The sequence below is a fragment of the Guptibacillus hwajinpoensis genome (assembly GCF_020171785.1).
Lineage (GTDB): Bacteria > Bacillota > Bacilli > Bacillales > Guptibacillaceae > Guptibacillus > Guptibacillus sedimenti.
In genome coordinates this window covers 156,711-170,326 of sequence record NZ_JAIVAE010000003.1, presented here as the reverse complement: position 1 = coordinate 170,326, position 13,616 = coordinate 156,711, and the positions used below count along the sequence as shown (strand labels likewise).

13 protein-coding genes are annotated in these 13,616 nt (G+C 38.8%); 5 read left to right on the top strand and 8 right to left on the bottom strand.

Features of this window, described 5'->3' with window-relative positions; all coding sequences use genetic code 11:
- The 3 genes from parC to LCL91_RS04845 all read left to right on the top strand — a co-directional run bounded on the left by parC (position 1) and on the right by LCL91_RS04845 (position 3,831).
- Positions 1-2,427, top strand: a complete 2,427-nt coding sequence (gene parC / locus LCL91_RS04855) for a DNA topoisomerase IV subunit A (RefSeq protein WP_224880468.1) — start codon at positions 1-3, stop codon at positions 2,425-2,427.
- 155 nt (positions 2,428-2,582) lie between these two features.
- A complete protein-coding gene (locus tag LCL91_RS04850) occupies positions 2,583-3,080 on the top strand; it encodes a metal-dependent hydrolase (protein WP_224880466.1) in 498 nt (165 codons plus the stop codon).
- A 94-nt stretch (positions 3,081-3,174) separates the two neighbouring features.
- Positions 3,175-3,831 (top strand): TVP38/TMEM64 family protein, encoded by a 657-nt coding sequence (locus LCL91_RS04845; RefSeq protein WP_224880464.1) that lies wholly within the window; start codon positions 3,175-3,177, stop codon positions 3,829-3,831.
- Positions 3,832-3,871: 40 nt separating this feature from the next.
- On the opposite strand, the gene LCL91_RS04840 is transcribed toward LCL91_RS04845, so the two are convergent.
- A complete protein-coding gene (locus LCL91_RS04840; RefSeq protein ID WP_224880462.1) occupies positions 3,872-4,450 on the bottom strand; it encodes a metal-dependent hydrolase in 579 nt (192 codons plus the stop codon).
- Between the two features lie 199 nt (positions 4,451-4,649).
- Between LCL91_RS04840 and LCL91_RS04835 the strand changes: the two genes are divergently transcribed.
- Positions 4,650-5,825: a MalY/PatB family protein gene (locus LCL91_RS04835; RefSeq protein ID WP_224880460.1), complete on the top strand. Its 1,176-nt coding sequence runs from the start codon at positions 4,650-4,652 to the stop codon at positions 5,823-5,825.
- Between the two features lie 43 nt (positions 5,826-5,868).
- Here the strand turns inward: LCL91_RS04835 and LCL91_RS04830 are convergent, their stop codons facing one another.
- A complete protein-coding gene (locus LCL91_RS04830; RefSeq protein WP_224880457.1) occupies positions 5,869-6,417 on the bottom strand; it encodes a 2'-5' RNA ligase family protein in 549 nt (182 codons plus the stop codon).
- A gap of 279 nt (positions 6,418-6,696) precedes the next feature.
- Between LCL91_RS04830 and LCL91_RS04825 the strand changes: the two genes are divergently transcribed.
- A complete protein-coding gene (locus LCL91_RS04825) occupies positions 6,697-7,194 on the top strand; it encodes a hypothetical protein (RefSeq protein WP_224880455.1) in 498 nt (165 codons plus the stop codon).
- A 164-nt stretch (positions 7,195-7,358) separates the two neighbouring features.
- Here LCL91_RS04825 and LCL91_RS04820 read toward each other — a convergent pair whose 3' ends face one another.
- The 6 genes from LCL91_RS04820 to LCL91_RS04795 form a co-directional block, all read right to left on the bottom strand.
- Complete coding sequence (locus LCL91_RS04820) at positions 7,359-7,766, bottom strand: LAGLIDADG family homing endonuclease (RefSeq protein WP_224880453.1); 408 nt, start codon at positions 7,764-7,766, stop codon at positions 7,359-7,361.
- A 518-nt stretch (positions 7,767-8,284) separates the two neighbouring features.
- Positions 8,285-9,397, bottom strand: a complete 1,113-nt coding sequence (menC, locus tag LCL91_RS04815; protein WP_224880451.1) for an o-succinylbenzoate synthase — start codon at positions 9,395-9,397, stop codon at positions 8,285-8,287.
- Positions 9,387-10,199 (bottom strand): GNAT family N-acetyltransferase, encoded by an 813-nt coding sequence (locus LCL91_RS04810; protein ID WP_224880449.1) that lies wholly within the window; start codon positions 10,197-10,199, stop codon positions 9,387-9,389. The genes menC and LCL91_RS04810 overlap by 11 nt, the downstream gene beginning before the upstream one ends.
- Positions 10,200-10,203: 4 nt before the next feature.
- Positions 10,204-11,334 (bottom strand): amidohydrolase, encoded by a 1,131-nt coding sequence (locus tag LCL91_RS04805; RefSeq protein ID WP_224880445.1) that lies wholly within the window; start codon positions 11,332-11,334, stop codon positions 10,204-10,206.
- 17 nt (positions 11,335-11,351) lie between these two features.
- Positions 11,352-12,731 (bottom strand): YjiH family protein, encoded by a 1,380-nt coding sequence (locus tag LCL91_RS04800; protein WP_224880443.1) that lies wholly within the window; start codon positions 12,729-12,731, stop codon positions 11,352-11,354.
- A gap of 26 nt (positions 12,732-12,757) precedes the next feature.
- Entirely contained in the window at positions 12,758-13,612 is an 855-nt protein-coding gene (locus LCL91_RS04795; protein ID WP_224880441.1) for a MurR/RpiR family transcriptional regulator, read from the bottom strand.
- Between the last annotated feature and the right edge of the window lie 4 nt (positions 13,613-13,616).

Below are 13,616 nucleotides of genomic sequence, written 5' to 3'. Positions count from 1 at the left end.
TTGGCTAACGCAGAGAAATTTCTAGATCTACCGCTTGAAGATGTCCTTGGTGACGCTTTTGGGCGATATAGTAAATACATTATTCAAGACCGTGCCCTGCCCGATGCAAGGGACGGTCTGAAGCCTGTACAACGCCGGATTCTTTATGCAATGCATCATGAAGGTAATACAGCAGAGAAACCGTTTCGGAAATCAGCGAAAACGGTTGGTAACGTTATTGGTAACTACCACCCACATGGAGATACATCTGTGTATGATGCTATGGTCCGAATGACTCAGGATTGGAAGGTACGTAACATTCTCGTGGAGATGCATGGGAATAACGGAAGTGTTGATGGAGATCCACCGGCTGCCATGCGTTATACAGAAGCACGTTTAGCAGCCATTTCATCTGAACTCCTTCGTGATATTGATAAAGATACGGTTGAATTTGCACCTAACTTTGACGATACACAAAACGAGCCGATCGTTTTACCTGCACGCTTTCCTAACTTGCTTGTCAATGGCTCAACTGGGATATCAGCAGGTTATGCAACAGATATTCCGCCGCATAACCTTGGTGAGGTCATTGATGCAGCCGTTATGCAAATGGAGAACCCTGACGTTACGCTACAAGAGCTAATGGGTGTTATTAAAGGACCCGATTTCCCAACAGGAGGAATCGCTCAGGGAACAGAAGGCATTCGGAAAGCATTTGAGACTGGAAAAGGGAAGTTTATTTTACGAGGGAAGGCAGAAATTGAAGAAGTACGTGGAGGACGTCAGCAAATTGTTGTGACAGAAATCCCGTATGAAATCAATAAAGCGAACCTTGTTAAGAAAATTGATGAACTTCGTGTTGATCGCAAAATTGAAGGCATTTCAGAAGTGCGTGACGAAACGGACCGTACGGGTCTTCGATTTGTTATTGAGTTAAAAAAAGACGCCGATGCAAGCGGCATTTTAAAATATTTATATAAAGCAACAGATCTTCAAATTACGTATAACTACAATATGGTAGCAATCTACAACAAAACACCGAAGCAAATGGGTTTAAAGCAAATCTTGAAGGCTTATATTGAGCATCAAAAGGAAGTCGTCATTCGACGATCTGAATATGATTTAAGACGTGCTAAAGATCGTCAACATGTTGTTGAAGGTTTAATCCGCGCAATCTCGATTTTGGATGAAGTCATTGCAACAATCCGTTCATCGAAAGATAAGCGAGACGCTAAAACCAACTTAATGGCACAATACGACTTTACAGATGCTCAGGCTGAAGCGATTGTGAATTTACAGCTTTACCGTTTGACCAATACCGATATAACGACACTTCAAAAGGAATCAGAAGAGCTAAGTGAGCTGATTAATAAGCTTGAAACGATTCTTGGTAGCGAGAAAAAGCTTGTCAATCTCATTAAAAAAGAGTTACTTGAAATTCGCAAGAAATACGCGGATGATCGCATGACCGTTTTAGAAGAAGAAATTGAAGATATTAAAGTGAATCTTGAAGTGATGATTCCTTCTGAAGACGTGATTGTAACCGTCACAGAAGATGGTTATGTGAAGCGAACAAGTCCTCGTTCATATGCAGCATCGAACGGGAAAGACTTTGGAATGAAGGAAACCGATACGCTTCTTCGTCAATTTGATAGCAATACAACTCACACCATCTTGCTCTTTACGAACAAAGGAAGCTATCTTTATTTACCTGTCCATGAGCTACCTGAAATCAGATGGAAAGATCTTGGGCAGCACGTCGCTAATATTGTATCGATCGAGTCTGATGAGCGAATTATCGAAGCCATGGAAATAAAAGAATTTAAAGAAGATCAATACTTAGTTTTTGTAACGAAACAGGGCATGATTAAGAAAACAGAGCTTTCTCAATACAAAGCACAGCGGTATTCAAAACCTCTGATGGCGCTTAAGTTAAAAAAAGAAGATGAGTTGATAGACGTATACTCTACTAATGGAAGTAAAGAAGTTTTCCTTGCTACACACTTTGGATATGGACTCCGATTTAAAGAAGAAGAAATTAGTCTAGTTGGTCAACGGGCTAGCGGAGTAAAAGGCATTAACTTAAAAGATGACGATTTCGTCGTGAGCGGGATTATTTATGAGCCAACTGCGAAGCACGATATATTCCTAGCCACACATCGAGGGGCTGTGAAAAAAATGCAGCTAAGTGAATTTGAAATAACAACGAGAGCAAAACGCGGTGTTGTGATGTTACGTGAATTGAAATCAAATCCTCACCGTGTCATTGGAGCTGCGGCAGTAACAAAACAAGATCTTATTATGGTTCGAACGAAAAAGGGAGAACCAATAGAGGTAGATCCAGCAACCTATCGACCAAATGATCGGTATAGCAACGGATCATTTATCGTAGACGTGAGTGAAACGGGCGATGCAGTAGAAATCAAGAAAGTCCAAAAGCCTATATAATACAAAGAAAACCCGCCTAAAAAGCGGGTTTTCTTTGTATATGAGCAAGGAAATTTGTGATATACTATTTGGTATGCGAACATATGATTGCCACCCCTCTAAAATGGCACTTTCCAATCAAACAAACAAGAAGTCACAGATCAAGGAGGAATAAGATGGAGGGGAAAACCCATGCCATTGGCGGTATTTGCTTAGGAGTTGCCGCACAAAGCTACTACATAACAGATCAACTTGATGCTCCAGAATTAATTGTTTTTTACGGAGCTTGTCTATTTGGAGGACTTTTGCCAGACATTTGTCATCCAGGTTCCTGGACGGGGAGAAGAGCCAGAGCTTTATCCAAAGGGATTAGTCGTTTTTTTGGTCATCGAACAATTACACACAGCATTCTTTTTATTATTCTTATCTACTGGTTAACATCTACTTTTACTTTTCAATATGATCACCTTATCCAAACGGGTCTTTTAGTAGGGATTATAAGTCACATTGTGTTAGATGCGATGACAGTAAGAGGAATTCAGTTGTTTTATCCTATCCCGCTTCGCGTTCGTTTTCCACTTTATTTAAAAACCGCCTCAAAGGGAGAGGGTTTAATAAGTAGCTGTCTGATCATCCTTACTATTATTATGGTTTACAACAAGGTGCTTTCATAAGCTCCCGTTTTTGTACTGACGTAAGCCATCTTAAAGCCATTTCTAGGTTTTTCGTGTATGCTTAATAGAAGAAGGATACAGAGAGGATGGGGAGATGTTTCGTACAAAAGTGGTTTTAAAATGGGCACTCATCTTAATAGCGGTCATGCTCTTAATCTGGTTCAGTCGATCTTATCTAGATTTTAGAGTGGAAGAAATCAGAGATTGGATTTTATCATTCGGTATACTTGCTCCAATTGTCTATATGGTTATTTACACGATACGCCCCTTGCTTTTCTTTCCGGCGTCCGTGTTATCAATTGCGGGAGGACTAGCGTTTGGATCAATTTTTGGTACAATGTATACCGTCATCGGGGCAACTGGAGGAGCGGTTTTATCATTTATCGTTGCTAGAAAACTAGGAAAGTCAATCGCCAACAAAGATTGGCAGGGCAAAGGACGAAAGTTACAAGAACAGCTTGAGAAAAATGGATTTTTCTATGTTCTCTTTTTTCGGTTCGTTCCGCTATTTAACTTTGATTTAATTAGTTATTCTGCTGGTTTATCTAAAATACGGTTTACTTCATTCTTTTTCGGTACGTTAATTGGGATTATACCTGGCACATTCGCTTACAACTTTTTAGGAAGTAGCCTCGTATCAGGTGATCCAAAAGTTATTGCACTTGCTATTGGGGTCTTCATCTTACTATCCGTTATACCAATCTTAGTTCGCAATAGAGTGACGAAGAAAAACGCGTCATTAAGTAAATAAGAAAAAGGAGCAGGCTGTTTAGACAAGGTCTGCTCCTTTTTTATGACTGAATTTCTTTATTTTTAGCCTGTTTTAAACCTTTCTTAGTTCGTCGACGGTCTATGATAAGATAAATGATCGTAGATACTAGAAGCAGGCCATGAGTAAAACTAAATTCGATACCATAATAATCACGGTTCCAATACGAGACAACTCCAGGAATAATCGTATGACTGAGCGGATAAAAAATCGGTACAGCATCGCTTACATGTGTGAAAAAATCAACAATGACATGCAAGAACCATCCCCACACAAATCCAGAAAGAGGTGTTAGCTTAAAGCCTCGATGAACGATCATCAATAGAAGAAAGCCAAGGAACCAGATGACAATCGAATGGCCTAATTGGCGGAGGACAACAACTACAGGATGTTCAAACAAGCCATGGATAAAATAATGCACAGAGAGGTTGATTTCAGGATTGATGATTTTTTGAATACTTCGTTCTATTAATAAGTATAAAAACATCACATAATAAATAATATCAGGTGCAATGCCACCGATGACAATGTATTTAATCGTTCGCCTGCTTTTCTTTCGGAAAAAGAAATAACTCCAAAATGCATGGTGAAGTGTATTCATATGGTAAACCCTCACTTTATTGGTCAGCTATTATCCGTTCTTTTAAAAGGGAAAGAATGATTACTACTCATTTTATCATCACAGTAGTTACATGTCCTTTGTAAAGGTGTTTTAGCTATTGACCATAAGCAATAACTCTGACAGATAAGAGAAGATTTGATAAAGTAAAGATGGACTATTGAACAATTGGAGGCACATGATGAACGTATTTGATGAAAGAATTAATCGATTTGATACACATTCAGTAAAGTGGGATCATACTGAAGCCATTTTTGAAAAAGAAGATCTTTTGCCAATGTGGGTAGCGGATATGGATTTCCGAGCTCCACAACCCGTCATTGATGCTCTCACAACACGCATTCAGCATGGGATATTCGGTTACTCCATGCCTACAGAAAACACAAAGTCTGCGATTCAAGGTTGGTTGAATAGACGGCATAATTGGTCGATTCAGCAGGATTGGATTGTATTTACACCAGGTGTTGTGCCTGCATTATCGGCAGCGGTTAATACGTATACGGAAAAGGGAGAGAAAGTGGTCATCCAGTCTCCTGTGTACTATCCGTTTCGAGATATGGTAGAGAAGAGTGAGCGTGAAGTAGTTGATAACCCACTTGTAAGAAGAAACGGCAAATATGAGATGGATTTTCATGATCTCGAACTGAAGCTTGCCGATCCGGAAGTGAAGATGCTACTTCTTTGTAATCCTCATAATCCTGTAGGAAGGGTTTGGAAAAAAGAAGAACTTATAAAGCTTGCTGAGCTTTGTTTAGCTTATAATGTTCTAATTGTGTCTGATGACATTCATTTTGATCTTATTTTCAAAGGGTATGAACATACGTTAATTTCATCCCTTTCGAATGAAATTGCAGCTAATACAATTACATGTATCGCTCCAAGCAAAACATTTAACCTCGCGGGGATGCAGCTGTCGACCATTATTATCCCTGATGAAGAAAAACGAGAGAAATTTAACACTTATATGGGGAAATTAGGTTTGTTTGCGCCTAGTCCATTCGGTATAACTGCAGTAGAAGCGGCTTATAACCATGGGGAAGAATGGCTTGATGATCTTATGGACTACTTACAAGGAAATCTCTCGTACCTTACGACTTTTATTAATGAACGACTTCCGCAAATTGACGTAATAGAGCCAGAGGGCACCTATCTTGTGTGGTTAGACTTTAATAAACTTAACATGTCTCATGAGGAACTTGAGCAGTTTGTGCAAGGCGAAGCAAGGCTTGCACTTGACGAAGGGTATATTTTCGGTGAAGGCGGTAAGGGATTCGAACGTATTAATATTGCTTGTCCACGGTCCGTGTTACAAGAGGGGTTAGAAAGATTGGAAAAAGCGATTAATTCAAAAAAATAGCGAAGTAAAGCGCCCTGGAAAATCCAGGGCGTTTAAAATATAGTTACATAAGAAAATTTCTTTTTTTAAAAGGGCGGAGAGGTAACTCAAGTACGGGTGTATATGTATAAGACTTATTCATTGAAAAAATATGAACGGATGGAACAATAAATGGTTTAAACTCGTCTAAGGTGTGTTCGGCATCTTGTTTTATATGGAAGAACTGATCGTCTGTCATTTGTTTGTTTTTTTGTACAATTGTTAAATGTGGAATAAAGTCCGTTACTTCATAGTGCTTTTTTTGTTCTTGAAGAGATGGTTTAATCGCATCTACAAACAACAAATGAAGAGTAATAATCTCTTTGCATAAGACCGTATTAAATAATACTGATGTGCCAAATGTAGCTGGTGGGCCTAGCTTTAATTCAAAAGCGGGAAATCCTCGGCAAATCTGTTCAATTTTAGGAACCCAATCCTCCGTTGCTTTTAGACCGCTAGATGCTTTAACCGTTATATGAGGTGGAGAGGTTTCAGTATAATCCCATTTTTGCCGAAAAGATTGAATTTGGTTCATAACTTGTGGAGGAGGGAGGACGGCAATAAAAAACGGCATGAGCATATCTCCTTCGTATGATCAGTGGATAAATAACAGTAACGTAACAAGTAAAAATTCTATGAGGCTATAACACTAATTCGCTAAATAATGGTTTACCCCTTTAATCTGTAATCGTTATTTCGAAAATCAATCATTAGTACTATTAAAGACTAAAAAGTGAAAAGAAAATTATAAAAAAACTCCCATAATTGAGTGCATTCTTTTCAAATTTTGTTATGATAAAAGAGGTGAAGCAGAAGAGGTTTCACCTAAGTAATAGCTGGAAAAGGAAAGCGGGTGATTTGTATGAAAAAAGCATCAAAAGGACTTCTAACCATCCTACTTTTCTCTGTTCTCGCATTTGGTTACCTAAAATCAGCTGAAGTTTATATAGACTACAAAAACGATAAATATGCGCACACTGCAAGTGCCACAAGTATTGAAAGCAGCTTGCATCAAAAGATCGATGAACAGAATATTTACGAAATACAGGTACATAGAAGCAAACAGCAAAAAGAAGAGATTATTACGTCAAACGAAGATGAATCATATCTTGTCAATTGGGTTAACAATCTTGATGGATCTGATTTAACACAATTAGCAAATCATCGTGTTCAGGTTGATGATGCAGACTTCATTATTTATTTAAAGACAGGAAAAGAAATTAGAATTAAGTTAGATGAAAATAATGTGGTCGTTTCAAGAAATGATAATGATAACAAAGTATTTAATTCGTATTTAATTAGTCATTTTGATTTAAGTGATGAAATATCACGTATTTTAGAAATCGGATAATTTTTTATTCTGTCTCAATATCTTAAGTTTACTTAACGATTGAGACAGAATCATTTCTTATTCAGTGACTTCCTATAATATATATTATGTAAACTAAAATAAAAATTAAGGAATAGGAGTACGTATTTGTACTCCTCTATTTTTCGTATGGATTGTTGTTATATTTAGCTGCGATCTCTTTTGCGATCTTGTAACTCATCAGCTAATAACTTTTCCTGTTTGCGTTTTAAGTACAGTGATTTATCAGCATAAATCCAATCGCCGAATTGTTTAATTGATTTTCTACTGGTTATAAATACTCTTATATGTTTATCATTATCGGTCATATAGGGATTAAATCCGTACTTAAGTAGCAATGCTTGCAAAGATTCCATAAATGCTAAGGATCCTCCTACAAAACTTACTGTATAGCCTTTGTAGTTTATATGGCCATCACCGTCAAAGTAACCTCTTATAAAATGATGAACGTATTGCTTTGGTATGTTCGGAAACGTAATATTGTAACTTTTATCTGAAGTGATATGAAATAACGTTTGAAGATCATTTTTCATAACTTTGCTGTGGAAAAGCAAACTGTACACTCCAGTGTGTTTATTTCGATACAATGGTTGATTTGAACCGATGATAATTTTGATTTCTTCAAGTAGCTCGGGAATTTTCTTTTTCAGTATACGAACAAACGTTCTTGCAGGCGATTTTGAGCACTTTTATCCAATAAATGTTTTATTAGGTATAGTAAGCTTGTTCCAAAATGAACTTTTCCTTTTGGAACTTAGTTAATATTGAATCAAAGAAACAAACTAAAAAACCTCGCTACCTCTCTTCTATCCCATTGTTTTTATCCATTGCACATCGTTTTAATCTCCTTTTCAGTCAGCAACTGAAGTATATCCTTTATTTCATATTGTTGATACTATAATAGGAACAAGTGTTCTCTATCCCGTAAAAATAGCATTTTTAACTTTAAATGTACTGTTTTTATACCTTTTTGTTTAATGTTGGAAATCTTGAGCGTAATATATTGAATGATTATTTGTATTAAAGAAGCCACTAACGCTATTGAGAGTAAGTGGCTTCTTTCCGTACTGTATTAATTCACCTGAATGGTCTTTTTAACAATCGTCAATTCGTCAATGTAATCTCGATCAGGTTCATATCCGATTCCTGGCTTCTCATGTACTTGAATGTAGCCGCTATTCATTTCTACTTCTGGTCTAATGATATCTCGCTTCCAATAATGAGACGATGGGGCTGTATCTCCAGGAAGTGAAAAGTTACTTAATGATGTAATGGCAATGTTATGAGCACGTCCAATTCCGGCTTCAAGCATTCCTCCACACCACATCGGGATATTATGCTTCACGCAAAGATCATGAATTTTCTTTGATTCAGTTAGCCCACCGACACGCCCTACTTTAAGGTTAATGATTTGACAACTGCCGAGTTCAATCGCCTTTCTAGCATCTTCTAAACTATGAATGCTCTCGTCTAAGCAAATCGGTGTTTTTAGTTGAGACTGTAGTTTCGCATGATCAATAATGTCATCATGTGCGAGCGGTTGCTCAATCATCATTAAGTCAAATTGATCGAGCTGCTTCAGATGGTCAATGTCCTGTAACGTATAGGCACAGTTCGCATCTGCCATCAGTGGAATGGATGGAAAATGGTGTCGTATTAGTTTGATGATCTCAACATCCCAACCAGGCATGATTTTTACTTTTATTCTCTTATACCCCTCTTTTACGTAATCTTCAATTTGCTTTAAAATGTTATCTGGTGAAGATTGAATGCCTACGCTGACCCCGACTTCTATGGTCTTTTTCACCCCCCCAAGTGCTTTTGCAAGTGGCATGTGATTTACTTTCGCATAAAGATCCCATATCGCACCTTCAATTGCTGCTTTTGCATTGTAGTTGCCGCGAATTTTTTTGAAACGCTCTGATACTTCATCTGGATGGTTCAATTCTTTACCGGAAAGAAGTGGAATCAAATGATCGATCATCAGATGCCAATTGGTTTGAACAGTTTCTTCGTTATAAATAGGTTCCATAATGGCTACCGACTCTCCCCATCCTGAATGTTCAGACGTCGTGGTGGCTTCAACTAAAATAATATCTTTATCCCGCTCGGTTCCAACGCTTGTCGTAAATGGATGCAAAAGGTCCATTTTGATGTGTCTTAGGATGATACTGTTAATTTTCATTTGAATCTCCTTTTTCTAAGAGGTATAAATATAGATTAGGCTTGCCTTCACTTTTGACTAAATCCGTTACATTCCATCCCTGCTCAAGGTAATGCGTAAACACGATCCCCGTTTGCTCCCTCCACGCTTTTGCGAGTGGAAGATTTGCTTTTTTTATTTCTTGAAAGTTCCCAGGTACAGGCACATACATTTTCTTTGCAGTGATGGAAAGATCTACTTTGTCAGGTTGGTAAAAGCGAGTGTCACCGCCACCCGTGATAAGAGCATGAGGAAGGATTTGTTCTGACTCCCTAATGCCCTTATCGTCCTTCGTATGCCACTCAACTAAAAAGCGATCAGTCGGTATTCCGGCGTTCAAGTTATCATTCATTAGGCCGTACACGTTAGGAAGATACGACTTCACCACGGCCCCGAGCTTATTTAAATTCAGCGATCCGTTCACCGTTTCTAATGGATCGTAAGTCCATGTTATGAAATCGTAGCCCATATTGGCGGCTGTTTTTCTTTGTTCCATCTTTAATTTCTCACCAATTCCTCTTTTACGAAAATCCGGATGGATTCCTAAACTTTGAGAAACGAGATAGACCTTCTTGCCATCAAATCCTGGAAAACTATATTGAAATGCGATGAGCTGATCTTCATAAAAGGCTCCTAAAATAAATCCGCCATTTTTCACAACTGCCATACTTTGATTGACTGGAACGGAGTCATCAAAGCTCCATACAATTGTTTCTAAACGTCTAACTTCTTCAAGTTCTTCCACTGAATGAAGGGTACGAATCATAAGTGGTTGTGTCTTCATTTTGCTACCTTCTTTCTAGCCAGTTCTGTTGATCAGCTTCTAAAAGTAATTGGATTAGAATCTTCGTTCCATCCATTAAGGCTTCTTTATTAAAATGCATGTTCGGATGATGCAATCCAGGGAGTAGGTTACAGCCGAGCCCAATCATAGTTGAAGCGACTGAAGGGTGTTTCAACGCATAGAAATGAAAATCTTCCGCTCCTGGTGACGTACATTCTGATATGACGTTTTCGCGCCCTAAAGTGGCGCTTATCGCGATAGTCGCAAGGTCAATTGCAAGTGCATGTTTCACAGCTGCAGGAGAAAATTCGGCAGCGGAGGAAGTGATATCTGTTTTCGTTAACTCCGCCACTTTCGTCATGACGTGATTCGTTTCTCCAATAAGTTGGGTCATCGTCTCGTTAGATCTTGCTCTTAAATCCAGTGTGAATCGCGCTTTCGATGGGATTGAATTGGAAGCTTCACCGCCATGAAGTTCAGTGATTTTCACCGAATAAGCGTCTGGAACGTCTAAACGGATTTGTTTTAGAGCTTGAATCATAGCCGCGGCTGCATCGAGCGGGTTATTTCCCTTTTCTGGCCGCGCGGCGTGAGAAGGTACACCTTCAATCCATCCCTTTATACTCGTTGTTGATCCATGAGAAATAACAGGGGCTGCTTTTCCTAGAGGGATTTCCATCGACGGACGTAAGTGAATCCCTCCGAGAAAGACAACATCTTTTAGTGCCTGCTCCTCGATCATTTTCAATGCCCCTTCAGCCGTTTCTTCTGCTGGTTGAAAAATAAACCGAATGGTGTGCTTCATTGGTTGCTTGATAAGGGAAAGCGCAGCAAATAAAACCATCGTACTATGCGCGTCATGTCCACATGAATGGTTCGGCTTCACAACGCCCTCCACTTCTTGAACTAACGCATCCATATCGGCACGAAGCGCAATGACATCAGCGCTGTTACGATTAAACTCTGCAACGAAACCGAAATGTCCTTCAAATGTTTGAATCTGATACCCTGCGTCTGATAGCTTTTCCTTTAAATAACGAGAAGTTTTCTCTTCTTGCCAGCTTGCTTCAGCTAGCTCATGTAGGTCTTCATAAGTTTTTAATATGTCATCGTGATGCGCATCTACAAACTCCACTAAGATGCTCCTTTCTATTAAAAGATTACGTGTGCGATACCAACAACGATCGGCAAGGTAATACATGTACGAATGAGAAAAATAATGATCAAATCGAAAATGCTAACCGGAAGCTTCGAACCAAGAAGCAATCCACCCATTTCTGACATGTAAATTAATTGCGTAACCGAAACACAAGCGATGATAAAGCGAGTTAATTCACTTTCAATGCCGCTACCAATTACAGCAGGTAGAAACATATCGGCAAATCCAACAACCATGGTTTGGGCTGCTTCTCCTGCTTCAGGAACATTCATTAGCGTTAGAATAGGTTCAAAAGGCTTTCCTAAATAAGTAAAGAAAGGAGTAAACTCTGCCGTAATTAATGCGATCGTACCAATGGCCATGACAATCGGTAATACGCCTAACCACATATCTAAAACGTTTTGCGTTCCTTCTTTTACTACGCTCAACGGTCCCTTGTTCTTTTGAGCTTTTGAAACAGCTTGTTGAAATCCCCACTTCGCTGATGAAATATTTTTAGGAATTCCCGTTTCTTCCTTCAATTCTGTTTGCTCATACCCATTGTTTGATTTCCGAGACAATGGCGGTATGCGTGGCATAATAAGAGCTGCTACTAGACCAGCAATAATGATTGTTGCGTAGTAATGGAGAAAATATTGTTCTAAATTTAAATAAGTAATAATGACAATCGTAAATGTAATCGAAACAACTGAAAAAGTAGTCGCAATGACAGCTGCTTCTCGTTTTGTGTAATATCCTTCTTCATATTGCTTTGTTGTCAGAAGGACACCGATCGTCCCGTCACCTACCCATGAAGCAAGGCAATCAAGCGATGATCGACCTGGTAATGTGAAGAGCGGTCTCATGATTTTGATAAGCAGTGCTCCAAAAAACTCGAGTAATCCGAAATTTAAAAGAAGTGGCAGTAATAGACCCGCTAGTAAAAACGTTGAAAATAGTATTGGAATTAAATCATAGATTAAAAGTCCACCTGTGTTTTCAGAGTGAATCATTTCAGGTCCTAGCTTAAAAAGCGTCATTCCGGCAAATACTGTTCCGAGTAATCGAGCGATTAACCAGAAAGGACTTACGTGAAGTAAAGTATGTAAATCGGTTCTTTTCGTTATAAATGATGGATTCATTGTAATTGCAATAAACGAACCGATTGTCGAAGCACCCATAATGAAAGCGGTTATGGCTGGAATAAGAGTACCGATGGAATCATTGATTAATCCTGCCAAAAACGCAACAGGGATGGTGATTCCTCCATCCTGCTTAATAGGGACAATAAACAATAGAATTCCAATCAAGGATGGGATTAAAAACGTTAAGATATCCTTTGTGTCATAAGAAGTAACATTGATGTTTTCTTTTGGTTTGGGCAATCCATTCATAAACATTCCACCTTTTCCTTATCGTGTTATTCGACAAACCAGCTTTGTTTACTGTAGAGCTGTTCTAACTTTTGTTGACGAAGACTAATACGATCACGGTCTTTGAAGTGTATTCCTTTTAGGATCATTTCTAAAAGACTAATTACTGAGGAAATAGAGTGGTGACCTGACTCCATCTTCTCCTCCGTTGTTAAGGTAAGTGTTGAAAGCGAGCCGATGGGAGATAATTGCCGATTCGTAATGGAGATGACAGGGATCTGTTGCTGTTGTGACCACGTAGCTAGGTCAACCGCTTCTCTTCGATAACGTGGGAATGAAAACAGAAAGACAACAGAATCTTGCGTGAGATCACAAAGATCTTCAGGTGAGAAGCCACTTGAATTCGAAAGACTAATCCCCTCCCTTAATTGCTTCAGATTATAATGCAGCCAGTATGCTGCTCCGTACGAACTTCCAAAGCCAGCAATGTAAACAGATTTTGCTTTAATCAGACGATCAATCACCTTCCAGATCTCGTCTTTGTCTATTTGCGTTAACAATTGCTGTAGGACAGCCGTTTCTTCCTTCACAATATCGTTAAAAAGGGTGTGTTCAGTTACTTCCTGTACATCAGAAGAATTTCCTATTTGTTTGGTTCTAGCTTTTCCTAACCAATGAGTTCGTACGGATTCCTGCATTTCAGAATATCCTTTAAATCCAAGTGCATAGGAGAAGCGAATGACAGTCGTTTCACTGACTCCCACTTTCCTTCCCATTTGAAAAGCGGTTAGCAATGCTCCTTCCTCATGATTTTGGGTGAGCCACTCTGCAACTTTTTTTTGACCGGTAGATAGGGAAGGATAATGCTGTTTAATCATTTGATTAATGGAAAGCTGGTTCATAGCT